The sequence below is a fragment of the Lysobacter stagni genome, from assembly GCF_030053425.1.
Lineage (GTDB): Bacteria > Pseudomonadota > Gammaproteobacteria > Xanthomonadales > Xanthomonadaceae > Lysobacter_J > Lysobacter_J stagni.
Window position 1 is genome coordinate 2,642,597 of the sequence record NZ_JASGBI010000001.1, and the last position, 23,640, is coordinate 2,666,236.

The 23,640-nt window shown below is 67.4% G+C and carries 21 protein-coding genes and 1 pseudogene; 5 read left to right on the forward strand and 17 right to left on the reverse strand.

Annotated elements, in window-relative coordinates; translation table 11 throughout:
* Positions 1-82 precede the first annotated feature (82 nt).
* Positions 83-451: a DNA-binding protein gene (locus QLQ15_RS12270; RefSeq protein WP_283213052.1), complete on the reverse strand. Its 369-nt coding sequence runs from the start codon at positions 449-451 to the stop codon at positions 83-85.
* On the opposite strand from QLQ15_RS12270, the gene QLQ15_RS12275 reads away from it, so the two are divergent.
* On the forward strand, positions 419-835 hold the full coding sequence (locus QLQ15_RS12275; protein ID WP_283213053.1) for a hypothetical protein: 417 nt from the start codon (positions 419-421) through the stop codon (positions 833-835). The genes QLQ15_RS12270 and QLQ15_RS12275 overlap by 33 nt on opposite strands.
* Positions 836-908: 73 nt before the next feature.
* The gene (locus tag QLQ15_RS12280) at positions 909-3,113 is read left to right on the forward strand and encodes a CHASE domain-containing protein (RefSeq protein ID WP_283213054.1); all 2,205 of its coding nucleotides are present in this window, start codon (positions 909-911) and stop codon (positions 3,111-3,113) included.
* A 37-nt stretch (positions 3,114-3,150) separates the two neighbouring features.
* Here QLQ15_RS12280 and QLQ15_RS12285 read toward each other — a convergent pair whose 3' ends face one another.
* The 9 genes and pseudogenes from QLQ15_RS12285 to purB form a co-directional block, all read right to left on the reverse strand.
* On the reverse strand, positions 3,151-3,744 hold the full coding sequence (locus QLQ15_RS12285; RefSeq protein ID WP_283213055.1) for an LOG family protein: 594 nt from the start codon (positions 3,742-3,744) through the stop codon (positions 3,151-3,153).
* Positions 3,745-3,774: 30 nt separating this feature from the next.
* Complete coding sequence (locus QLQ15_RS12290) at positions 3,775-4,629, reverse strand: class I SAM-dependent methyltransferase (protein WP_283213056.1); 855 nt, start codon at positions 4,627-4,629, stop codon at positions 3,775-3,777.
* A gap of 76 nt (positions 4,630-4,705) precedes the next feature.
* Complete coding sequence (gene lpdA, locus QLQ15_RS12295; protein WP_283213057.1) at positions 4,706-6,148, reverse strand: dihydrolipoyl dehydrogenase; 1,443 nt, start codon at positions 6,146-6,148, stop codon at positions 4,706-4,708.
* A 166-nt stretch (positions 6,149-6,314) separates the two neighbouring features.
* Positions 6,315-7,529, reverse strand: coding sequence for a dihydrolipoyllysine-residue succinyltransferase (gene sucB, locus QLQ15_RS12300; RefSeq protein WP_283213058.1), 1,215 nt, complete (start codon positions 7,527-7,529; stop codon positions 6,315-6,317).
* 82 nt (positions 7,530-7,611) lie between these two features.
* Positions 7,612-10,443: a 2-oxoglutarate dehydrogenase E1 component gene (locus QLQ15_RS12305; protein ID WP_283213059.1), complete on the reverse strand. Its 2,832-nt coding sequence runs from the start codon at positions 10,441-10,443 to the stop codon at positions 7,612-7,614.
* A gap of 256 nt (positions 10,444-10,699) precedes the next feature.
* The gene (locus tag QLQ15_RS12310; RefSeq protein ID WP_283213060.1) at positions 10,700-11,617 is read right to left on the reverse strand and encodes a GNAT family N-acetyltransferase; all 918 of its coding nucleotides are present in this window, start codon (positions 11,615-11,617) and stop codon (positions 10,700-10,702) included.
* Positions 11,617-12,873: pseudogene (locus QLQ15_RS12315) on the reverse strand (JmjC domain-containing protein); the annotation flags it as partial. The gene QLQ15_RS12310 and the pseudogene QLQ15_RS12315, both read right to left, overlap by 1 nt.
* 2 nt (positions 12,874-12,875) lie before the next feature.
* Positions 12,876-13,274, reverse strand: a complete 399-nt coding sequence (locus tag QLQ15_RS12320; protein WP_283213061.1) for a VOC family protein — start codon at positions 13,272-13,274, stop codon at positions 12,876-12,878.
* Between the two features lie 101 nt (positions 13,275-13,375).
* Positions 13,376-14,746, reverse strand: coding sequence for an adenylosuccinate lyase (purB, locus tag QLQ15_RS12325; RefSeq protein ID WP_283213062.1), 1,371 nt, complete (start codon positions 14,744-14,746; stop codon positions 13,376-13,378).
* A gap of 147 nt (positions 14,747-14,893) precedes the next feature.
* On the opposite strand from purB, the gene QLQ15_RS12330 reads away from it, so the two are divergent.
* A complete protein-coding gene (locus tag QLQ15_RS12330; protein ID WP_283213063.1) occupies positions 14,894-16,327 on the forward strand; it encodes a class II fumarate hydratase in 1,434 nt (477 codons plus the stop codon).
* Positions 16,328-16,497: 170 nt separating this feature from the next.
* Here QLQ15_RS12330 and QLQ15_RS12335 read toward each other — a convergent pair whose 3' ends face one another.
* The 7 genes from QLQ15_RS12335 to QLQ15_RS12365 form a co-directional block, all read right to left on the reverse strand.
* Positions 16,498-17,184: a YggN family protein gene (locus tag QLQ15_RS12335; protein WP_283213064.1), complete on the reverse strand. Its 687-nt coding sequence runs from the start codon at positions 17,182-17,184 to the stop codon at positions 16,498-16,500.
* 38 nt (positions 17,185-17,222) lie between these two features.
* The gene (locus QLQ15_RS12340; protein WP_283213065.1) at positions 17,223-17,999 is read right to left on the reverse strand and encodes a DUF4097 family beta strand repeat-containing protein; all 777 of its coding nucleotides are present in this window, start codon (positions 17,997-17,999) and stop codon (positions 17,223-17,225) included.
* A 22-nt stretch (positions 18,000-18,021) separates the two neighbouring features.
* Entirely contained in the window at positions 18,022-18,699 is a 678-nt protein-coding gene (locus QLQ15_RS12345; protein WP_283213066.1) for a GDSL-type esterase/lipase family protein, read from the reverse strand.
* 331 nt (positions 18,700-19,030) lie between these two features.
* Positions 19,031-20,089 carry a hypothetical protein gene (locus QLQ15_RS12350; RefSeq protein WP_432277810.1) on the reverse strand — a complete coding sequence of 353 codons (1,059 nt, stop codon included), beginning with the start codon at positions 20,087-20,089 and terminating at the stop codon, positions 19,031-19,033.
* Positions 20,086-20,970: an ABC transporter ATP-binding protein gene (locus QLQ15_RS12355; RefSeq protein ID WP_283213067.1), complete on the reverse strand. Its 885-nt coding sequence runs from the start codon at positions 20,968-20,970 to the stop codon at positions 20,086-20,088. The genes QLQ15_RS12350 and QLQ15_RS12355 overlap by 4 nt, the downstream gene beginning before the upstream one ends.
* On the reverse strand, positions 20,967-21,335 hold the full coding sequence (locus tag QLQ15_RS12360; RefSeq protein WP_283213068.1) for a GntR family transcriptional regulator: 369 nt from the start codon (positions 21,333-21,335) through the stop codon (positions 20,967-20,969). The genes QLQ15_RS12355 and QLQ15_RS12360 overlap by 4 nt, the downstream gene beginning before the upstream one ends.
* 3 nt (positions 21,336-21,338) lie before the next feature.
* Positions 21,339-21,755, reverse strand: coding sequence for a hypothetical protein (locus QLQ15_RS12365; RefSeq protein WP_283213069.1), 417 nt, complete (start codon positions 21,753-21,755; stop codon positions 21,339-21,341).
* A 155-nt stretch (positions 21,756-21,910) separates the two neighbouring features.
* Between QLQ15_RS12365 and QLQ15_RS12370 the strand changes: the two genes are divergently transcribed.
* Together QLQ15_RS12370 and QLQ15_RS12375 are read left to right on the forward strand one after the other, a co-directional pair.
* On the forward strand, positions 21,911-22,510 hold the full coding sequence (locus QLQ15_RS12370) for a glutathione peroxidase (protein WP_283213070.1): 600 nt from the start codon (positions 21,911-21,913) through the stop codon (positions 22,508-22,510).
* Between the two features lie 131 nt (positions 22,511-22,641).
* The gene (locus tag QLQ15_RS12375; protein WP_283213071.1) at positions 22,642-23,577 is read left to right on the forward strand and encodes an FKBP-type peptidyl-prolyl cis-trans isomerase; all 936 of its coding nucleotides are present in this window, start codon (positions 22,642-22,644) and stop codon (positions 23,575-23,577) included.
* The last annotated feature ends 63 nt before the right edge of the window (positions 23,578-23,640 follow it).

Below are 23,640 nucleotides of genomic sequence, written 5' to 3' on the forward strand. Positions count from 1 at the left end.
CGTGGTCAGTATAGGGGCGATGCGGCCACGCACAAGGACCGGGCGGCCCGGCGTGGTGGCGCCGTTCAACCGGCGCGAAGGGTCAGTCTTCCAGCAGTTGGATCAGGGCGCGGCGGCGCTTGCGAGGTAGCTTGCGCACCAGGCCGATCAGGCGCAGTTCCTCGGCGTCATCGTACTTGCTGGGGTGTTCGCGCACGTGCAGGCCGCGACCTTCCAGCGTGCCGCGGCCGGTGGCCAGCCATTCGAAGCTCACGCGCTGCTGCACGGCCAGTTCCAGCATCCGTTCCAGCTCGGGCAGGGCCAGGCCCACCAGCCATTTGCGCGCCGTTTCTCGGCTGACGTCGTAGTGTTCGGCGACCGCGCCCGTGCGTTGGCGACCGGCCGGAAACCCGGCGTAGTCGAGCGCCTGGTGCAGGCGATGGGCGAAATCCTTGTGCGGAAACTGGGGCATGTCCGTGTGCTCGTCGTTGCGTCGGTGCGCAAGGAGCGCTGCGCGACCGCAACTTATTGTTGCGTACACGGCCTGGGAAAAAGACACATTCAGATTGTCGATTGGCGCAATATCTGGTGGGATGGATGCACCATGAACATCGATACGGACATCCTGACCAATCCGGTGGCGCGTTATGTCGCGTGTTTCGACAGCGCATACGCTGCCGCCGCCGCCGCGGGCATCAGCACCGAAATGCTGCGACGAATGCGAAAACGCGGCTACGTCACCACGCGCAAGCGGGCGCTGGTGATGGCGCAGGCATGCGGATTCCGGGTGGGCGCGACGCAGCTGATGGCCCTGCCACCGCCGGGCGGATCGATGGTGCAGACCTCGGGCGACTGACCGGTCGCACGGGGCCGCCGGGTGGTCCGCTGGCCTGAATGCGATAAATTCGCGGCAGGGTATGCTTGGGCACATGAGTGCCGAAGCCGTCCGCGAAGCCCGCACGCCGGAACTGGCAGAGCTGTCGCCGCGTCGCGGCTATCTGCTCGCGCTCATCGTGCTGGTCGGTTCGCTGGTGCTGGTGTTCACCGCATGGCGCGCGGCGCGCGAGCGCGAGCTGCGTTCCGCCGAAACCGAGTTCATCGCCAAGACGGCCGAAATCACCGAACTGCTGCGCCAGGGCATGACCCGTTACGAGCTGGTCGCGCGCGGTGGCGTGTCGATGTTCGTCTCGGTCACGCGCCCACGACCGACGCCGATGCAGTGGCAGGCGTACGTGGACGGCATGGACATCCAGCGCCGCTTTCCGGGCATGGTCGGACTGGGCTTTGGCGGGTTCGTCTCGGCCATGCGCCTGCCGGAGCTGCAACTGGAGTGGCGCGAGGCCGGGCACGGCATGCTGGAAATCTGGCCGCGCGGGCAGCGGCGCGATTACGGGCCCATCCTGTTCCTGGAGCCCAAGACGCCGGCCAATGTCGGCGCGATCGGCTTCGACATGTATTCCGAACCGGTGCGCCGGGCGGCGATGACGGTGGCGATGGAAACGGGCGATGCGACGCTGTCCGGTCCCGTGCACCTGATCCAGGATGGCCAGCTGCGCAACACGGGATTGCTGCTGTATCTGCCGGTGTACCGCGGCGGCGCGCGTCCCGGCACGGCGAGCGCGCGGCGCGCGGAACTGCAGGGTTGGGTGTATGCGCCGTTGCGCGTGGACGGATTCGTGCGCAACGCACTGGGGCCGGTGCGCAACGACACCACGTTCCGCATCTTCGACGAATCCGGCGGCGAATCGCGCCTGCTGTTTTCGACCTACGCGCCGGACGATCGGCAGTCGCCGGCCTTCCGGCACTCGACGACGTTCGATCTGTACGGTCGCCGCTGGCGCGCGGAGTTCGAATCGCCGCCGTTGGCGGTGGCCGCGCCGCGCCTGCAGGGCCTGCAGAACCTGTTGGCGCTGGGGTTGTTCTCATCGTTGCTGCTGTACGCGATCGCGTGGATGCTCGCGCGCACCGAGGCGCAGGCCTACCGCATCGCCGTGCGCATGACCGAGGACTTCCGCCGCAGCGAGCAGCGGTTCCGCAGCGCGATGCGCTATTCGGCGATCGGCAAGGCGCTGCTCGACAGCGAAGGGCAGATCGTCGAGGCCAATCCCGCGTTGTCCACCATCGTCGGCCTGACGCCGGAAGCGATGGTGGGGATGCGTTTCGACGCGCTGTTCGAAAGCGACGAACCGGAGATGATCGCGCACGCGCGCGGTGCGACGGATTCGCTGGGCGTGCATCGCGCCACGCGTCGCCTGCATCGTGAAGGCGGCGAACCGCGCCAGGCGCAGCTGACGTATTCGCCCGTGCCGGGCAACGTGGGTCAGGACATCGCCGGCCTGGTGCAGGTGGAAGACGTCACCGAACGCCTGCGCGCGGAAGCGCGCGTGCACGCGCTCAACCGCACACTGGAGGCACGCGTGGCCCTGCGCACGCGCGAGCTGAGCCAGGCCAACCAGGAGCTGGAGGCGTTCGCCTACAGCGTGTCGCACGACCTGCGCGCGCCACTGCGCGCCATCGACGGTTTCAGCCGGATCCTGATCGAGCGCCACACCGGCGGCATGGACGATGCCGGGCGCTCGTACCTGGTGCGCGTGCGCCGTGCCGCGGGGCGCATGGGCGAGCTGATAGACGCGCTGCTGAAGATGTCGCGCGTCAGTCGCGGCGAGCTGCGGCTGGAACGCGTCGACCTTAGCCGCCTGGCGAGCGAGGTGATCGAGGAGTTGAAGGTCGGCGACAGCAAGCGCCAGGTGGACGTGCGCGTGGAGCCGGACCTGTTCGTCATCGGCGACGCGGCGCTGCTGCGCAACCTGCTGGGCAACCTGCTCGGGAACGCGTGGAAGTTCACGCGCGACCGGCTGGACGCGCGCATCGAGTTCGGTGCGCAGTCGCGGGAGTCCGGGACGGAGTACTTCGTGCGCGACAACGGCGCGGGGTTCTCGCAGGACTATGTCGACAAGCTGTTCCGGCCGTTCCAGCGCCTGCACCAGAACGAGGACTTCGCCGGGCACGGCATCGGTCTGGCATCGGTGAAGCGCATCGTCGAGCGCCACGGCGGCAGCATCCGCGCCGAGGGCGAAGTGGGGAAGGGCGCGACGTTCTGGTTCACGCTGCCGCGCGAGAAGCTGGGCGACTGATCCGCCGCGCGCGTCACGCGCGAGGCGGAATGCGAGATCAACGCAGCGACTTGCGCCGCTTCTCGTCCATCCACTTGTCGGCCTGGGCCGGCCGGTACGCACGCATCCACGCGAGCATCGCGTCGAGGTCGTCCCCGTGCCACAGGTCCTCGCGCTGCTCGGGGTGCAGGAAGCGCTCGTCCACCATGCGGTCGAGCATGCCCATCAGCGGCGAGTAGAAGCCGTCGACATCGAGGAATGCGCAGGGCTTGTCGCCGATGCCGAGCTGGCGCCAGGTGAGCATCTCGAACATCTCGTCCAGCGTGCCGAAGCCGCCGGGCAGGGCAGCAAACCCGTCGGACAGGTCGAACATGCGCGCCTTGCGTTCGTGCATGGAGCCGACCACTTCCAGGCGCGTGAGGCCCTTGTGCGCGACTTCCCAGTTGACCAGCTGTTCGGGAATCACGCCGATCGCCTCGCCACCGGCGGCGAGCACCGAATCGGCCACCACACCCATCAGGCCGACGTTGCCGCCGCCGTAGACCAGCGCGATGCCTTCCTTCGCCATGCGCGTGCCCAGCGCCATGGCGCGCTCGGTGTAGATGGGCTTGGAGCCGGAGTTGGAGCCGCAGTAGACGCAGAGTGAACGCATGAATGAACTCGCTGGAACGAAAGTGGGTGGTCAGTTGGATTGCATCAGGACGATGCCGGACATGCGGCGCATCTGTTCGCGCTGGTGCGCGCTCTGGAGCCGGTTCAGCAGCTTCCACAGCCAGAGGTTGGGAATGGTGCGCTGCAGGCGGAGCGATTCATCCCAGGTGGAGCGGAACTCGCGCTCCTGCCAGACGTAGGGCGCGAAGAACGCCGTGCCTTCCGCCGGACCGAAGCGGAACGGCGCGTTGCCGGCCTTCAGTTGCGGCTGCCAGCGGCGCTCCAGCATCTTCAGCAGGCGCGGCGAGGCGAGGTCGGTCAGCCACCACCGGGCGCGGGCGATGTCGTGCAGGTCCGCCGCCAGGTCGGACACCTGTCCTGCTTCGAGATACACCAGCAGCCCCTCGGTGATCGCCAGGACCGGGCCGTTCGCTGCGGCCCGGGCGAACACATCGCGGCGAGCCTGTGCATCACGCAGGTCGGCGCCGATGAACTCGACCGCGCAGCGCGGCGTTTCGCCGGCCATCTGATCGCGGAAGTCGTCGACCGACCCGGGCAGATCGACGTGCATCCAGCGCAGGGTGGGCGGCAATGGCAAGCGGTAGGCGCGCGCATCCAGGCCTGCAGCGAGGTTGAGGACCGTCGCCGCGCCTTCGCGCACGCACCGCATGAGGATTTCGTCCATCACCGCGGTGCGCACGACCATCGGCCAGCTCATCGCCGCGCCGCGTGGCATCGCGCGGACGATGGCTTCGCCGCGTGCGCCGCCCAAGCGGCGGGCATAGGGATCATGGAAGAGGGCATCCGGGCGTTCGCTTTCCATCGCGCGATAGATCGCGACCCAGGCGGCGGTGTCGGAGACGTTGCGGATCGGAGTGCCGTTCACGGTAGCCCCCTAAAGCAAAAGGCCGCCAACACCGGGGAGGTGATGGCGGCCTGTGTCGGCGCGCGGCCGTTCGCGATCAGTTCGCCTTGTGGATCGAGCGCTTCGCCACGGCCATGGCCGCGTCGTGGACTGCTTCAGACAGCGTCGGGTGCGCGTGGCAGATGCGGGCCAGGTCGTCGGCGGAGCCCTTGAACTCCATCGCCAGCACGCCCTCGTGGACGAGTTCGGACACGCCCACGCCCACCAGGTGCATGCCGAGGATGAGGTCGGTTTCCGCGTGCGCGATGACCTTCACGAAGCCGGCCGGCTCGCCCATGGCGACGGCGCGCGCGATGGCCGCGAACGGGAAGGTGCCGACCTTGTACGGCGTGCCTTCGGCCTTGAGCTGCTGCTCGGTCTTGCCGACCCAGGCGATCTCCGGCTCGGTGTAGATGACCCACGGGATCGTGTCGAGGTTGACGTGACCCGGCAGGCCGGCGATCAGTTCGGCCACGGCGATGCCTTCCTCGAAGCCCTTGTGCGCGAGCATCGGGCCGCGCACGCAGTCGCCGACCGCCCACACGCCATTCACGCCGGTGTGGCAGTGCGCGTCCACTTCGATCATGCCGCGCGCGTCCAGCTTCACGCCGGTGCCATCGGCCAGCAGGCCCTTCGTCGCAGCGCGGCGGCCGACCGAGACCAGCAGCTTGTCGACGGTCAGCGTCTTCTCGCCTTCGCTGTCGGTGTAGGTGACGACGACTTCCTTCGTCTTGCCCTTCCCCTTGATCTCGGTGTTGCTCACCTTCGCGCCGAGCTTGATCTCCAGGCCCTGCTTCTTGAATTCCTTCGCGGCGGTCTTGGCCACTTCGGCGTCGGCGGCGGCGAGGAAGTCCGGCAGCGCTTCGAGGATGGTGACATCGCTACCCAGGCGCTTCCACACGCTGCCCAGTTCCAGGCCGATCACGCCGGCGCCGATCACGCCCAGGCGCTTCGGCGTCTCGGTGAAGTCGAGCGCGCCGACGTTGTCGACGATGTTCTCGCCGTCGAACTTGGCGAACGGCAGTTCGATCGAATCCGAGCCGGCGGCCAGGATCACGTTGGTGCCCTTGAGTTCGACGGTGCTGCCGTCGTGCTGCTTCACCGTGACGACATTGCCCGGCTGCAGCTGGCCGAAACCGTAGAACGGCGTGATCTTGTTCGCCTTGAACAGCATCGCGATGCCGCCGGTGAACTGCTTCACGATCTTGTCCTTGCGGCCGATCATCGTGGCGACGTCGATCTTCGCGTCCTTCGTCGTGATGCCGTGCTCGCCGAACAGGTGCTGCAGGTTGTGGAACTGGCGCGAGCTGTCCAGCAGCGCCTTCGACGGAACGCAGCCCACGCGCAGGCAGGTGCCGCCGAGCGCCGGCTTGCCGTCCTTGCCGAGCGCCGCGTCGATGCACGCGGTCTTCAGGCCGAGCTGGGCCGCGCGGATGGCGGCGTGGTAACCGGCCGGGCCGGCGCCGATGACGATGACGTCGAAGTTCTGCTGTTCGCTCATTTCTTGATCCTTTGCCTTTCACTTCTCCCGCGGGAGAAGGCGGCGCGTAGCGGATGAGGTTTGCGGCGGAGCGGGGCGGCCGATCGTTGCACTCGGCGGGTCGGCGTCGTTACTTCGCCGACCCTCACCCCAACCCCTCTCCCGGTGGGAGAGGGGCTCAAGGGCATTACATGCCCAGCAGCATGCGGTGCGGGTTCTCGAGCTGGTTCTTGATGTCGACCAGGAACAGCACCGCTTCCTTGCCGTCGATGATGCGGTGGTCGTAGGACAGCGCGATGTACATCATCGGCGCGGCGATGACCTGGCCGTTCTCGACGATCGCGCGCTCCTTGATGGCATGCATGCCCAGGATGGCGCTCTGCGGCGGGTTGACGATCGGCGTGGACATCAGCGAACCGAAGGTGCCGCCGTTGGTGATGGTGAAGGTGCCGCCCTGCAGGTCGTCCAGGCCCAGCTTGCCGTCGCGCGCCTTCTTGGCGTAGTCGGCGATGCCCTTCTCGATGTCGGCGAAGCCCATGCGTTCGACGTTGCGCAGCACCGGCGTGACCAGGCCCTTCTCGGTCGACACGGCGATCGAGATGTCGGCGTAGCCGTGGTAGATGATGTCGCTGCCATCGACCGAGGCGTTGACCACCGGGTACTTCTGCAGCGCGTTGGCGGCGGCCTTGGCGAAGAAGCTCATGAAGCCCAGCTTGATGCCGTTGGTCTTCTCGAACTGCTCGCCCAGCTCCTTGCGCATGGCCATGACCTTGCCCAGGTTGACCTCGTTGAACGAGGTGAGCATGGCGATGGAGTTCTTCGACTGCATCAGGCGCTCGGCGATGCGCGCGCGGATGCGGGTCATCGGCACGCGCTCTTCCGGACGCGCGCCACCGGCGACGCCGCCGGTCTTGCCCGAGGCGTAGTTGACCAGGTCTTCCTTGGTCACCGCGCCGCGACGGCCGGTGCCTTCGACCTGCGACGGATCGATGCCCTGGGTGACGGCGGTGAAGCGCGCACCTGGCGGCAGCTGTTCGACACTGCCGGCGGCCTTCGGCGCTTCGGCGGCGGCCTTGGGCTGCACCGGTGCGGCGACGTCCTTGGCGGCGGCGTCGTTCTTGGCGTCGATCTTCGCGGCGGTCGGCGCCGCTGCGGCGGCGGCAGCGCCTTCCTCGACGACGGCGATCAGCTGCTGGCTGGTGACGGTGTCGCCTTCCTTGAACTTGATTTCCTTGATCACGCCGTCGACGGGCGAGGGCACCTCGAGCACGACCTTGTCGGTCTCCAGGTCGACGATGTTCTCGTCGCGCTTGACGGCGTCGCCGACCTTCTTGTGCCAGGTCGCGATGGTGGCGTCGGAGACGGACTCGGGCAGAACGGGGACTTTGATCTCGGTGCTCATGGGGCGGGCATCCTGGATGACGTGATTCGTATCGTGTGTGAGGTTCCACGGCCGGCGGTTAGCCGGCCGTGAGGTACGCAACTTATTCGGCAGTGATCTCGCCGCGCAGCGGGTTCTTCAGAGCGTCGGCGACCAGCGCGGTCTGCTCGGCGACGTGGTCGGCGAGGTGACCGGCGGCCGGCGACGGCGAACGCGCGCGACCGGCGTAGTGCAGCGTCTGGCCGGACTGCAGGCAGGCTGCCAGGTGGTGGCGGATCTGGTACCACGCGCCCTGGTTCTGCGGCTCTTCCTGGCACCACACGACGTCGGTGGCGTTCTTGAAGCGCTTCAGTTCGGCCGTCAGCAGTGCGCGCGGGAACGGATACAGCTGTTCGATGCGCACGATGGCGACGTTGTCCAGGCCCTGCTTCTGCTGTTCTTCCAGCAGGTCGTAGTAGACCTTGCCGCCGCAGAAGACGACGCGCTTGACCTTCTTCACGTCGGCCGACGCATCCGGGATCAGGTGCTGGAATTCGCCCTTGGCCAGGTCGTCCAGCGTGGACACCGCGAGCTTGTGGCGCAGCAGCGACTTGGGCGTCATCACCACCAGCGGCTTGCGCGTGGTCATGCGCATCTGGCGGCGGATCATGTGGTAGGCCTGCGCCGGCGTGGTCGGCGTGCAGACGATCATGTTCTCCAGTGCGCACAGCTGCAGGAAGCGTTCAAGGCGCGCGGAGCTGTGCTCCGGACCCTGGCCTTCGTAGCCATGCGGCAGGAACAGCGCCAGTCCGCACAGGCGACCCCACTTGGCTTCGCCCGAGGACAGGAACTGGTCGATCACCACCTGCGCGCCGTTGGCGAAGTCGCCGAACTGCGCTTCCCAGATGTCCAGCGTCATGGGATCGGCGGTGGCGTAGCCGTACTCGAAGCCCATCACCGCTTCCTCGCTGAGCAGCGAGTCGATGATGGTGACATCACTCGGGTTCTTGACCAGACGACGCAGCGGCAACACGTACTCGTCGTTGGTCTGCTCGTGCAGGATCGCGTGGCGGTGGAAGAACGTGCCGCGGCCGCAGTCCTGGCCGACCAGACGCAGCTTGTAGCCTTCGTCGAGCAGCGTCGCGTAGGCGAGGTTCTCGGCAAAGCCCCAGTCGCCGCCGAGTTCGCCGGCGGCCATCTTGCGGCGGTCCTCGTAGATCTTGGCCACGCGCGGATGCAGCTTGAGGTCGGCCGGCACGTCGTTGATGACGGTGGCGAGCTTGTCCAGCTTCTTGCGATCGAACGTGGTGTCGACCGGATCGGTGAGCTTGCCCGACAGGTACTTCGACCAGTCGATGGTGAACTCGTCCGGCTTCACTTCCACCACTTCGGTGGTGACCGCGCCGTCGTCGAGCTTCTGGCGGTAGCCGTCGACCAGCGCCTGGGCGGCGTCGGCGGTGAGCGTGCCTTCGGCCACCAGCTTGGCGGCGTACAGTTCGCGCGGCGTCTTGTGCTTGCGGATGACCTGGTACATCACCGGCTGGGTGGCTGCCGGCTCGTCGGCCTCGTTGTGGCCGTGGCGGCGGTAGCAGACCAGGTCGATGACCACGTCCTTGCCGAACTTGTTGCGGAAATCCAGCGCCAGTTCGGCGCAGAACACCACCGCTTCCGGGTCGTCGCCGTTCACGTGCAGCACCGGCGCGCCGACCATCTTGGCCACGTCGGTGCAGTACAGCGTGGAGCGCGCGTCCTGCATGGCGCTGGTGGTGAAGCCCACCTGGTTGTTGATGACGATGTGCACCGTGCCGCCGACGCGGAAACCGCGCGCCTGCGACATCTGGAACAGCTCCATCACCACGCCCTGGCCGGCGAACGCGGCGTCGCCGTGGATCAGGATCGGCAGCACCTGCTGCGTGGCGTTCTCGCCGCGGCGGGTCTGGCGCGAACGGACGGAACCGACGACCACCGGGTCGACGATTTCCAGGTGCGACGGGTTGAACGCCAGCGCCAGGTGCACCGGGCCGCCAGGGGTGGCGACGTCGGCGGAGAAGCCCATGTGGTACTTCACGTCACCCTGGTGGGCCAGGTCGCTGTGGACGTGCTCGAACTTGCCTTCGAACTCGTCGAACAGATGGCGCGGCGGCTTGCCGAGCGTGTTGATGAGCACGTTGAGGCGGCCGCGGTGGGCCATGCCGATGACCACGTCCTTGGCGCCGTTTTCGCCGGCGCGGCGGATGGTGGTGTCCATCAGCGGAATCAGGGCGTCGCCGCCTTCCAGCGAGAAGCGCTTCTGGCCGACGTACTTCGTGCCCAGGTAGCGTTCCAGGCCATCGGCCGCGGTGAGGCGCTCGAGGATGCGCTTCTTGTCGTCGGCGCTGCGGCCGAACTTGCCGCCGGCCTTTTCGAGGCGGTCGTAGAGCCAGCGACGCTGCTCGGCGTCGGCGATGTGCATGAACTCCGCGCCGATCGGGCCGGTGTAGGTGGCCTTGAGCAGGCCGAGCAGGTCGCCCAGCTTCATGCGGTCGAAGCCGCCCACGCCGCCGGTGCTGAACTCGGCGTTGAGGTCGTTGTTGGTGAGCTGATGGAACGCCAGCTCCAGGTCCGGCGCCTCCGGCTTCTGCCACAGGCCCAGCGGGTCGATGTTGGCGCCCAGGTGGCCGCGCGAACGGTAGGCGGTGATCAGGCGTCCGACCTGGCGCTCGCGTTCGTCGCCGGCACCGGCGGCCACGGCGACCACGCCGCGCGCGGCCAGGCGACCGGCTTCGGCGATCTGGTCGATGACCGCGGAGTGGGGAACGTCACCGGCTTCGCGACCCTTGAAGCCATCGAAGTAGGCCTTCCATTTGGGGTCGACACTGTCGGGAGAAACCAGGTACTGCTCGTACAGGTCTTCGACGAAAGCGGCATTGGCGCCGAGCTGGGAGGACTGGGAGAACTGCTTCAGGAGACTGTCCACGATGGCGATCGGGAAAACTCGGTGGGAGAAGGCGGATGAAGCCTGGATTGCGCGCGCGTGCGGCTATTCAGGCGGCAAGATTCGGAATTATAGCCCTTGAGCGGCGGCAAAGGCCTAACACTTATGTCGAAACGCCGATGCCGGCCGATCCCGAAAACGATTCCGGTTCGGCATCGCGAAATCGCGCCGCGCACACGGGCAGAAATAGCGTTGGGACGCACGGGCGCGCTTCAAGAGCGGGTTTGGACTGCGGCCTTCACAGCCCCAGCGCGCGGTATTCGGTGCAGGGGCGGGCGCGCTCCCAGACGGGCTCGAAATGCATGCGCAGTTGGCGTGCACGCGATTCGCCGTCCAGGCGCGTCTCGCCGTCGAAACGGTGGCCCAACGGGCGGAAATACCAGCCGCCCCGGTCGTTGACCGCGTAGGCGGAGGGGTAGTCGGCGTCCACCGGCTCCTCGATCGCACGCAGCGTGAAGGCCGTGGTCAGGCGCTGGGCCAGTCCGAGCAGGGGCGCGACGGCCCGCTGTGGCGCGGCCGGGTCCTGCAGCAGGATCCGGACCTCGCCGCCGCCCACCGCGAACCGGCGCAGCGCCTTCAGCGCTTCGGGCTGGTCGAGCAGGCCCGGGTCCAGGTCGCGGCTGTAGAGCAGGACCTGCCGGCGGGCGCCGTCGATCACCCCCAACAGGGCCGCCAGGCCGGCCTCGCGGCTGGGCACGGGGTTGATCGCGTCCAGGGCCAGCCGCATCGACTGATGGTCCAGGCCCGCCTCGACGAAGCGCTCGCCATACGGCAGGAAGCCCTGCCGGGCATAGAACGCCATCGCCGGGACCTGGGCGTGCAGGGTGACTTCGGGCCAGCCCAGGGCGCGTGCCTGTGCCAGCAGCGCCTTGAGCAGCCCCTCGCCGACACCACGGTTGCGCCACTCGCCCAGCACCGCCATCCGGCCGATGCGCCGGTCCGGGGTCAGCCGGCCGGTGCCGATGGGGCGGCCCTGGTCGTCGCGGGCGATGACGTGATGGCACAGCGGGTCGAGCGCGTCGCGCTCCAGTTCCACCGGCACGCCCTGTTCCTGCACGAAGACCACGTCGCGTACGGCGCGCAGGTCGGACAGCCCATCGGCGAAAGCGATGGCTTCGACCTGGAACGGAAGCGGCGTGTCGGGTGCGGCGCTCATTCTTCCTCGTCTCCCAGGTCCAGCCGGTAGTGGCCGGCCTGCATCAGGCCGTAGACGCAGTCGCGACCGGCTTCCGAAAGGCGGGCGTAGGTCGTGCCGTCCAGGATGGGGCGATTGGCGATGAGCGAAGCGTCGTCGGCCGGCAGCGGATATTCCTGGCCGCTCACGTACAGGCGCGAGGGCTGGCCCTTGGCGTGGGCGCGACGCCAGGCCATGCGCGACCAGGGGTGGCGCTGCAGGACGGCGCCGTGTTCCAGGTCCCATTCGATCTCGATGCGCGAACGCGTTTCCTCGCCCGGATGCACTTCGCCCGCGGCGCGGTACACGGTCATGAAGCGGCCGAACCAGTCGCCCAGACGGTCCGGGTCGTTCATGCGCAGCAGGTTGAGCGCCTCGACGGCGCGGTTCATCGCGGCCACGTCGATCTCGGCGCTGTCTTGCGCCGGAGCCAGGTCCGGGTCGGCGTAGCGCAGGGCTTCGTCCGCGTCGGCGGCCAGGGTGTCGACGAAATCGCCCAGCAGTTCCGCTGCCGCCGGTGCACGCGTGCCGACGGAGAAGGTCAGGCAGGCATCTTCGGCGACGCCGTTGTGGGGCACGCTCGGCGGCAGGTACAGCATGTCGCCCGGGCCCAGCACCCAGTCGTGGGTCGGGGTGAACTCCCGCAGCAGCTTGAGTTCGACATCGGGGCGGAAGTCCTGCGAGGGATTCGGGCTGGCGTCGATCTGCCAGCGGCGATGGCCCTGCGCCTGCAGCAGGAACACGTCGTAGTGGTCCGTGTGCGGGCCGACCGAGCCGCCCGGCGCGGCGAAGGAAATCATGATGTCGTCGATGCGCCAGCGCGGCAGGAAGGTGAAGTGTTCCAGCAACGCGCCGACGTCCGCGTCCCACTTGTCCATGTCCTGGACGAGCAGGGTCCAGTCCTGGTGCGGCATGCCGGGAAATTCGTCTTCCTCGAACGGGCCATGGCGCAGCGTCCAGCGGTCGTTGGCGCGGTCGTGCATGACGATGCGCGACAGCGCGCCTTCCTCGCAGGCCAGCCCGGCCAGGTCTTCCGGCTCCAGGGGCGATTCGAAATCCGGGAAGGCATTGCGGATCAGCAGCGGGCGCTTGTGCCAGTAGTCGCGCAGGAACGCCTCGGGCGTCATGCCCAGCGGCGGCAGGTGGCGCGCGTCGATCTCGATCGGCAGCGACGCGGGCTTCGCGGCGGCCTTCTTCGGGGCGACGGCCTTGGAGGTCTTCTTCGTGGTCTTCTTCATGCTCATGTGGCGATCTCGTCGTAGCCGCGTCCGAGGAACTGCAGCAGGCACCAGCCGTGACCGAACGGATCGGCAACGGTGACGATCCGGCCCCAGCTGGCTTCGCGGATGGCGCCTTCCTGCCGCGCGCCGGCGGCGAGTGCCCGGGCCAGTGCGGCGTCCAGGTCCTCGACGACGACATCACAGTGGATCGGCGTCCAGTGTCGTGCGTAATCGCGCAGGGAATCGGCGGCACCGGCAGTGCCGGAGTCCTTGCGCAGGAGGTAGAGGGGAGCATCGGCGCCCAGCAGCTCGACGACGGCATCGCCGAAACGGCGTGCCGGCCGCAGGCCGAAGGCGTTCGTGTAGAACGCTTCGGCGCGGGCGAGATCGTCGACGTCGATGTTGACCAGCAGCTTCATGGGCACCTCTGTTCCGACGCGCATTGCGCGCCGGGCGACCATTCTGCCTGTCCGACCCGGAGGGTTTCCTGACAGCGATCAAGCCGCCCGCGGGCGGGCGGTCAGATCTCGCGCGCCAACCGCTCGGCCAGGCCCACGTAGCTGCCGGGCGTCATTTCGAGCAGGCGTCGCTTGTCGGCGGCGGGCAGATCGAGCGATCCGATGAACTCGCGCATCGAGGTTTCATTGATGCCCTGGCCGCGGGTGAGTGCCTTGAGCTGTTCGTACGGATTGGGCAGGCCGTGGCGGCGCATGACCGTCTGCACGGCCTCGGCCAGCACTTCCCATGCGGCGTCCAGGTCGTCGGCCAGGCGCTGCGGATTGGCGCTGAGCTTGCCCAGGCCGCGCTGCAGGGCGTCGAAGCCGATCAGCGCGTGGCCGAACGCGGTGCCCAGTGCGCGCAGCACGGTGGAGTCGGTGAGGTCGCGCTGCCAGCGGCTGATCGGCAGCTTCGCGGCGAAGTGCTCGAACAACGCGTTGGCGATGCCGAAGTTGCCTTCGGCATTCTCGAAGTCGATCGGGTTGACCTTGTGTGGCATGGTCGAGGAGCCGACTTCGCCTGCCTTCACGGCCTGTTTGAAATAGCCCAGCGAGATGTAGCCCCACACGTCGCGGCACAGGTCGATGGCGATGGTGTCGATGCGGCGCTGGGCATCGCAGATCTCGGCGATCCCGTCGTGCGGCTCGATCTGCGTGGTGTACGGCTGCCAGTTCAGGCCCAGCGAATGCACGAAACGCTCGGAGAACGCCGGCCAGTCCACGTCCGGGTACGACACCACGTGCGCGTTGTAGTTGCCCACCGCGCCGTTGATCTTGCCCGGCATGCGCGCGGCGGCCAGCGTCTCGCCCTGGCGCTGCAGGCGTGCGACGACGTTGGCCAGTTCCTTGCCGACCGTGGTCGGCGAAGCGGTCTGGCCGTGCGTGCGCGAGAGCATGGGCAGCGCGGCGTACTCGTGCGCCATCGCGCGCAGTTTCTGGATCAGCTCGTCCAGCTTCGGCAGCAGCACGTACTGGCGCGCCTGGTTGAGCATCAGGGCGTAGCTGAGGTTGTTGATGTCCTCGGAGGTGCAGGCGAAGTGCACGAACTCCAGCGCCGGGCCGAGTTCGGCGTCGTCCTTCAGGCGCTCCTTGATGAGGTACTCCACGGCCTTGACGTCGTGGTTGGTGGTGCGCTCGATCTCCTTCACGCGTGCCGCATCGGCCGGCGAAAGGTCGTCGGCCAGGGCACGCAGGCGCGCGGCGGCCGCGGCGGAGAAGGGCTTGAGTTCGACGATGCCCGGCTCGTCGGCCAGCGCCAGCAGCCATTCCACTTCCACTTTCACGCGCGCCTTGATCAGGCCGTACTCGGAAAAGATGGGGCGGAGCGCGTCGACCTTGCCGGCGTAACGGCCGTCGAGCGGAGAGAGGGCGAGCAGCTGGGCTTCTACGGACATGTCGGTCTGCAAGGCGCGAAGGCAAACCGCGATTCTACTACTCCCGCCCGACGGGACCGGTCACGACCGCCCACCCGCCCGGCCGGGGCACGCGGGCGCCACGGTGCGGGCGTAAGCTCGGCGTCGTCTCCCCACAGGACAAGCACCATGGCGAAGCAGGCCAGCCGCCGCGTCAGCGGCTTCCGTACCGAGCGCGACAGCATGGGCGAGTTGCAGGTCCCCGCTCAGGCGCTCTGGGGCGCGCAGACCCAGCGCGCCGTGCAGAACTTCCCGATTTCCGGACGGCCCATGCCGCGGGAATTCATCCGCGCGCTCGGCTTGATCAAGGCCGCCGCCGCCGAGGTCAACGGCGGGCTGGGTCTGCTCGGCAAAGGCACCTCGCAGGCGATCCGCGCCGCCGCGCTGGCCGTGGCCGGCGGTGAGCACGACGCGCAGTTTCCGATCGACGTCTTCCAGACCGGGTCGGGCACCTCCAGCAACATGAACGCCAACGAGGTGATCGCCGCGCTGGCCAATGCGAGCGGCAAGGTCGCCAAGGCCATCCATCCCAACGATCACGTGAACCTGGGGCAGAGCTCCAACGACGTGATCCCGACCGCGATCCGCGTCGGCGCGCTGATCGCCACTACCGAACAACTGCTCCCGGCCCTCAAGCACCTGCGCCGCGCCATCGAGAAGCAGGCCAGGGCGTTGGGCAAGGTCACCAAGACCGGCCGCACCCATCTGATGGACGCGATGCCACTGACGTTCGCGCAGGAATTCGGCGCGTGGGCCGCGCAACTGGCCTCGGCCCAGGCGCGCATCGAGGACGCACTCAAGCGGGTGCGGCGCCTGCCCATCGGCGGCACTGCCATCGGTACCGGCATCAACGCCGATCCGCGCTTCGGCAAGGGCATGGCCAGGGTCCTGTCGTCGCTGGCCGGGACGAAGTTCGAATCGGCCGCGGACAAGTTCGAGGGCATCGCCGCACAGGACGATGCTGTGGAGCTGTCGGGCCAGCTCAATGCACTGGCGGTGGCGCTGATGAAGATCGCCAACGACCTGCGCTGGATGAACTCCGGTCCGCTGGCGGGACTGGGCGAGATCGAATTGCCCGCGCTGCAACCGGGCAGTTCGATCATGCCGGGCAAGGTGAATCCGGTGATCCCGGAAGCGACCTGCATGGTGTGCGCGCAGGTGATGGGCCACCACACCGCGATCACCGTGGCGGGGCAAAGCGGCAACTTCCAGCTCAACGTAATGCTGCCGTTGATCGCCTACGACCTGCTGGACTCGATCGGCCTGCTGTCCAACGTGATGCGCCTGCTCGCCGACCGGGCCATCGACGGACTGAAGGCGCGGCCGGAGCGCGTACGCGAGGCGCTGGACCGCAACCCGATCCTGGTCACGGCGCTCAATCCCCTCATCGGCTACGAGAAGGCCGCGGCGATCGCCAAGCAGGCCTACAAGGAAGGACGTCCGGTGCTGGACGTGGCGGTGGAAGTGAGCGGGCTGTCGGCGAAGGAACTGCGCCGACTGCTGGACCCGACGGCGCTGACGCGTGGTGGCATCCACGAAGGGGCAGGTGGCGGAGGTGGGTGAAGCGATGGCGCAATAGAACGCGTCCCGCTGCTTCCTTCTCCCCTCGCGGGAGAAGGTGCCCGAAGGGCGAAAGAGGGGCGCGCGAAGCGCGATGCAGGCTCACCCCTCTCCCTGGCCGCTTCGCGGCCTGTCCCTCTCCCGCAAGGGGAGAGGGATGCGTGCACGTTCACTTACTGCTTCGTCGCGTCCTTCGTAGCCTGGGCCGCTTCGGCTGCCTCCGACGCGGCGGACACCGTCGTTTCGTGGCTCTTGTGCTTCGCCTCGTCGCGGCAGTCGTCGATGTCCGATGCCTCGAGGTTGGCGTAGGGCTTGAACTCCGGCATCGCCGCGACCAGCCGGTTCTGCGATTCCATCATCGCCGGCAGGTGGTCGCAGAGTTTCAGGGCGGCCACGCGCACCTTGTCGGCCTGCGCCTCGACGCGCCGCTCGATGTCGTTGCTATCGCGGCCGGTGAAGATGCCGGTGATCGATTCGGCCACCGCCTTGGTGGCCAGGTCCGCGCCCTGCAGGCCGATGTCCACGCCGGCGTTGGCCACTTCCACCACATGGCTGCGGTACTCGATCAGCAACTTGCGCTGCTCCGGCGTCACCGGCTGCGGCTTTCCATCGATGATCAGATCGCCTTGGGGGCTCAGTTCGACGCGCTTGCCGGACTTGCCGTTCTGGATGTTGATGTTGCCCTCGGCGATCTCCTTGCGCGCCTGGGCGACCGCGCCCGCCACGGTGCTGGAGATGGCGGACGACGATGCGGCCGGAGCGGTGCTGTTCGACGAGGACGGATTCGCACCGCAGGCCGACAGCATGGAGCTGCCGGCCAGCGCGGCGACGAGTACGAGAGTTCGCTTGGAAGACGTCATTGCACGGATTCCTGCGGAGTGGATGGAAGAGAAGAGCCTTAATCGTCCTGCGGCACGTCGACGCGGCCGCGCACATCGCTGTGGTCGACCGATCCGCTGCCGACCTTGCGAACGGTCAGGTTGCCGGCGACGTTGTTCGCGTCCAGATCGCCAGAGCCGATCTTGTCGGCGCTGACGTCGCCACCGATGTCGCGCAGTTTCGCCGCGCCCGACCCGATGGAGCCGATCACGGCACCGCCCTTGACGCGACGTGCCTTGAGATCGCCGGAACCGACCGACAGTACGTGCAGCGATCCGATCGTATCCAGTTCGATCTCGCCCGAGTTGACCTCGGCGGTGACCTGGCCGCGGATGTTGCGCGCCTCGACCTCGCCCGAACCCACGTCGGCGCTCAGCGCGGAAGCACCGGTGACGCGGGCATCGCCGGAACCCACCTTCAGGTGCACCAGCAGGTTGTCGGGCACGGACGCGTTGAGTACGAGGTAGCCATAGTGCGATCCGCCAAAGCTGATCTGCAGCACGCTCTCGCGTTCAGCGGTGACGACCAGACGGTCGCCTTCGCGGCGCTGCGTGACCGTGAGCCCTTTCAGGCGGTCGGGATCGGACGCACAGGCCTTGCCCTGGATGGCGCCCTTCGCGCCGGGCGCGGCGTTCACCACCAGTTCGTGCGGACCGATGTCGAACAGGACCGACTTGATGCCGGTCAGGTCGAGCTGCAGGTTGCGCGGTTCGGAATGGAGGCATTCGTCGGCCAGGGCCTGCCCGGCGAACAAGGCGAGCGGCAGCAGGGCGAGGGCGGGAAGCATCTTGCGCATGGGTGACTCTCCGTGGAAGGCCCTACTTGGATGCGTGCGGGACGACGACGGTTGCGTTGTCTTCCAGCACCGCATGGAGCGTGGGCCAGGCGTTGTCCAGTACGCGCGGCTGGGCGCTGGCATTGGGATGGATGCCGTCGTCCTGCAACAGCGTGGGGTCGCCGGAGATGCCGGCCAGCAGAGACGGAAGCAGGATCACCTGCTTCTCCTTCGCCACGGCGGTGTAGGCGTCGCGCAGGAGGTCGGCCGAGCCGTCCTTGTCGAAGGCGGGCGGAACCTCGAAACCGAGCACCGCGACGCGAGCGCCCTGTGCCTGTGCCATCTCGATCAGGCGCGTGAGATCGCGGCGGATCTGCGGACCGGTGGCGCCCATGATGGCGTCGTTGCCACCCAGTTCCAGCACGACCACACGCGGATGATGCTGCGAGAGAAGCGGCGGCAGTTCCTGCAGTGCGTCGGTGAGCGTCTTGCCGCCGCGGCTGGCGTTGACGATCGCGGGCGGCGTGTTGCCGTTCGCGGCGAGCTTGCGGGAGAGCAGGGCCACCCAGCCATCCGACTCCGCCATGCGGTGCGCCGAGCTGAGGCTGTCTCCCACGATCAGCATCGTGTCGGGCGTCGCGTGGACGGAATCGGCGGCCGATGCGGGCAGCGATGCGCCGATCAGAAGGGCGAATGAGAAGAGGGCAGATGCGAAACGCATTGGACGTCCTGTATGGAGTTTCGGTTCCGCGCGCAGGTTGGTGCGCTGCGGGGAATGCCTTGCCTGGCGTGCTGCTTCGACGAATTGCGTGGTGCTTGGATCAGATCGGGAGGTCGCTTCGCGCGGATGATCTTCGGTTTGTGTCGGATGCCATCCCTGGCGATGCGCTACTTGCTTCGGGTTCGCGCCGCGCGGCAGTGCCGCGTTGTTGCTTCGATTACGCTGGAATGCCGTCCGTGGCGTCACGTGGCTGGCTTCGGGTTGCCCGGCCCAGCCATCCATGGCTGGGCGTTCGCCGCGCTGCGGACCAGTGGTCCGCAAGCAGCGCGGCTCACCCCTCATCCCGCCAGCGGCGCAGGCGGATGGCGCCGAAGATCATCGCCGCGCCAGCCAGTGCGCCCACCCACAGCTGTGGCGTCAGCAGCACCGAGTACATCGTGCGCAGGTTGACCACCGAATGGATCGCCTGCGGGCCGTCGACGTCGATGTCGCCGATGTTCGCCACGTCCAGCCACGCACCCGGCACCACGCTGAAGAGGCTGCGGGCCACGACGTTCTTCCAGAACCACAGCGTTTCCAGGTCGAACAGGTGCATCAGATCGAACCAGCTGACGAAGATGCCGGCGAACACCGGGATCATGATCGCCCACAGGAACGGTTTGCTCTTGGCCCAGGACGAGCACAGCATCAGCCAGCCCACCGTCGGCAGCGCCCACAGCGCATACACCGGGATGGAGGCGATCAGGTGCGCGGCGACCTTCAGCGGGCTGGCCGGCCCCCACACGATGTGGATGGGGTTGCCGCCGTGCAGCAGCACCACGAGGCTGTAGAGGATCATCGAGCCGAACACCGTAAGCACCGCGGCGACGGCGGCGATGGCCGGTGCCATCAGCGTGGCGCTGATGACCTTGGACAGCACCGTGTCGCGGTCGGAGATCGGCAACGATTTCCAGAACAGCACGCTGCGGTCGCGGCGGTCGTCGTACAGGCTGCCCAGGCAGTAGAAGAACACCACGAAGGCCAGCACGATGAAGGGCCATGTGGCGCTCATGTACAGGCTGGCGTCGATGGCGCCACCGACCTCGCGCAGTTCGTCCGGGCTCATGCTGGCGGTGAGCTTTGCCAGGTTGAGGCCGTTGACCGAGAAGCTGCCGCCTTCGACGTTGATCGTCGCCTGGTTGGGCACCTTGCGCAGCAGCACTTCACCCGCGCCGATCCCCATCAGCGTGAGCAGCAGCAGGATGCCGCCCGCCACCAGCGGCGCCCAGAAGAAGCCGCCCTTGTGCTCCCAGAACTCGCGCTTGAGCAGCATCTTGTAGGTGTGCGTGGGGTGCGGCGTCGTCACTGCGGTGGAGCGGGGAAGCTCCTGGGATTCATGGATCGCGTTCATGCGTAGGTCCCCTTCATGGTGGCGACGAACAGGTCGGCCAGGCCCGGCGTGCGGGTTTCCCCCAGGCCGGCGAGCTGCTCGCGCGGTATGCCGTCGAACAGCATCACGGTCTTGCCGAAGGGCAGGGCGCGTTCGTCGATCGGCTTGAGCGCGCGGGCATCGGCGGACTTCTCTCCGTTGACCAGCACTTCGGTGAAGCGCTCGCCCAGCGTTTCCATGTCGTTGTCCAGCACGACCTTGCCGTCGCGGATGAACATCACGTCGGTGAGGATGTGTTCGATCTCCTCGACCTGGTGCGTGGTGACCAGGATGGTCTTTTCCTCGTCGAAGTAGTCCTCCAGCAGGCGCTGGTAGAACTGCTTGCGGTAGAGGATGTCCAGGCCCAGCGTGGGTTCGTCCAGCACCAGCAGGCGGGCGTCGATGGCCATCACCAGCGCCAGGTGCAGCTGCACGATCATGCCCTTGGACAGTTCGCGCACGCGCATCTGCGGCTTGAGCTGTGTGTGGGCGAGGAAGCGTTCGCACTTGGCGCGGTCGAAGCGCGGGTGCACGCCGGCGACGAACTCGATGGCTTCCTTCACGCGGATCCAGCGCGGCAGCACCGCGACGTCGGCGATGAAGCAGACATCGCGCATCAGCGCGTCGCGTTCGGTACGCGGGTCGCGACCCAGCACGCGCAGCTCGCCTTCGAACGGAATCAGCCCGAGGATGGCCTTGAGCGCGGTGGTCTTGCCGGCACCGTTGGGCCCGATCAGGCCGACGATGCGGCCGGCGGGGATCTCGAACGCGGTGTCGTCCAGCGCGAGCTTGTTCTTGTAGGCCTTGCGCAGGTGGCGCGCGCTGACCACCGAGGTGGATGACTGGAGGACGGGGGCGTTCATGGCGAACCTGCCTTGGCGGGAGCGAGCAGTTCGTCCGCGGTGAGGCCCAGACGCATGATGCGTTCCAGCACCAGCGGCCACTCTTCACGCAGGAAACGTTCGCGTTCGTTGAACAGCAGCTTCTTTGCGGCCTCTTCGGTCACGTACATGCCAAGACCCCTGCGTTTCTCGACGAGAGCCTCGTCCGCCAGTTCCTGATAGGCGCGCGAGACAGTGATGGGATTGAGCTGGTATTCGGCGGCAACCTGGCGAACCGAAGGAAGCGCATCGCCGGGCTTGAGAACCCCGTCGAGCATCATCGCGATGACGCGCTCCTTGAGCTGGCGGTAGATTGGAGCGCCGTCGCTCCATTGGATAGCGGTCATGGTTCAGCCCCGCGGCGCGAATGAGAAATAAGGCATGACGAGGGTTTGCCGGCGGTGCCGGGCAGCCTTCCTGGCCTGTTTCGTTTCGGTGTCGATGGCGGAGGTCTCCCCGGCTTCGTGGAGGGTGCGGGCCAATACCGCCGCGGTGGCGATTTCCGCCGCCAGCGTGGCCGCATCAGCGACGGAATCGACCCGGTCGTAGCGCGTTTCGATGCTGCGGACCAGGTTGTCGACCTGCTTCTCGCGCGAGGCGGAGGCATCGGTCGGCGTGAAGGTGAATTCGAGCGGTCCCATGTGGAGGGCGACGGGTTCGGCCGTGCGCGCCTTCTGCTGGGCCGGCATCGCCACGGACAGGCACAGCGCAAGCGCCGACGCGGAGGCCATGAGGGCGGTGAACGTGTTCTGGAGCCTGCGGTTCATGGTGAACGTCCTGCTCGTTGGTCAGCCGGTGTTGTAGGTAACTATAACACCAGAAAACGGCCGGTCAAGTCCCGGCTACCCAACTAAAGACATAGGCCCGCCCCGGCGGGGCCATAATCGGGGCTTACGCCCAACGGCCCGGCCCGGAAGCCCGCATGAGTCCGATTCAGCAAACCCGCAAACCCTTCCGTTTCCAGCATTCCGTGCGGTGGGCCGTCGTGTCTTTGCTCTGGGTGTCGGCTTGCGCGTTCGCGGCCACCGGATTGCTGGAGCACAGCTTCCGGCCGCTGGCGGGCAAGGAACCGGTGAGCCTGGCCTCCACCTACAGCGGCGACGTGCTGCTGGTGGTCAACACGGCCAGCAAGTGCGGATACACGCCGCAATTCGAAGCATTGGAAGCGCTGCACGCGAAGTACCGAGACAAGGGTTTTGCCGTGCTGGGCTTTCCCTCCGGCGACTTCAAGGCGCAGGAATTCGACGACGAGAAGCAGATCCAGGCGTTCTGCACGCTCACCTACGGCGTGAAATTCCCCATGTTCGAGAAGGTGCACGTGGTCGGCGCGGATGCCACGCCGCTGTATCGCGATCTGGCCAAGGCGGCCGGAGAGGCGCCGAAATGGAACTTCCACAAGTACCTGCTCGGCCGCGATGGCCGCCTGATCGCCAGCTACGGCAGCAAGGTCGCTCCGGACGATCCGCAGATCGTGGCCGCCATCGAGCGGGCGCTGGCCACACCAGAAGGCAAGGCCAGGTGAAGGGCATCGCGGGCAATTGCCGATGTGGCGCCGTGCCGCGACAATGCACGGCTTGCGTCGTGGCACGATCGCACGACGTCGCAGCCGGCCCCCTGGCCGAACGACATTCCCCCTTACGGAGTAGCTCCCCGATGAAGCGTTTCGTGCGCAGCGCCGCTGTGTTGCTCACCACCGCGGCCACGCTGATCGGCGCGGCAGCCTCTGCCCAGGACAAGACCATGTTGACCACCGAACGCGAGAAGATCAGTTACATGGTCGGCAGCGACGTCGCCCAGTCCATCGGACCGGTCGCACCCGACATCGACGTGGCCGCCTTCGAGCGCGCCCTGAAGAACGCCTTCGAAGGCAACAAGCCGCTGATCACCGAAGAGGAAGCGCAGCAGGTCGGTCCGGCGCTGATGCAGCGCATCGCCTCGCGCGCGGGCCAGGCGCCGGCGGGCACCAAGGTCCCCGATGTGCCCAAGGACAAGGTCGCCTACCTGGTCGGTGCCGACGTCGGCCACCGCCTGGCGCCGATCAAGGACGAACTGGACCTGCCCGTGTTCGTGCAGGCCGTGCGCACCACCTTCGCCAAGGGCAAGCCGTTGCTGAGCGAGGCCGAGAGCGACCAGCTGCGCCAGTCGTTCCAGCAGAAGTTGGAAGCCAAGCTGCAGGCGCAGGTCTCGCAGATCGGCGCGAAGAACGAGGCCGAAGGCGCCAAGTTCCTCGCCCAGAACAAGACAGTGAAGGGCGTGTTCACCACCGGCTCGGGCCTGCAGTACATGGTGCTCAAACAGGGCACCGGCCCGCGTCCGAAGCCCACCGACAAGGTGCGCGTGCAGTACCACGGCACGCTGCTCGACGGCACCGTGTTCGACAGCACGGTCGAGCGCGGCCAGCCGGCCGAGTTCGCGCTGAACCAGGTCATCGCGGGTTGGACGGAAGGCGTGGCGATGATGCCGGTCGGCAGCAAGTTCCGTTTCTGGATCCCGGGCGACCTGGCCTACGGTCCGCGCGGCACGCCGGGCGGCCCGATCGGCCCGAACGCCACGCTCGTGTTCGACGTGGAGCTCGAGGCGATCCTGTAATCCGCAGTCCGCGCCCGGCCAAAGGCCGGAGCGGCGCTGCCGTTCCGGCGATCCCTTCCGTTT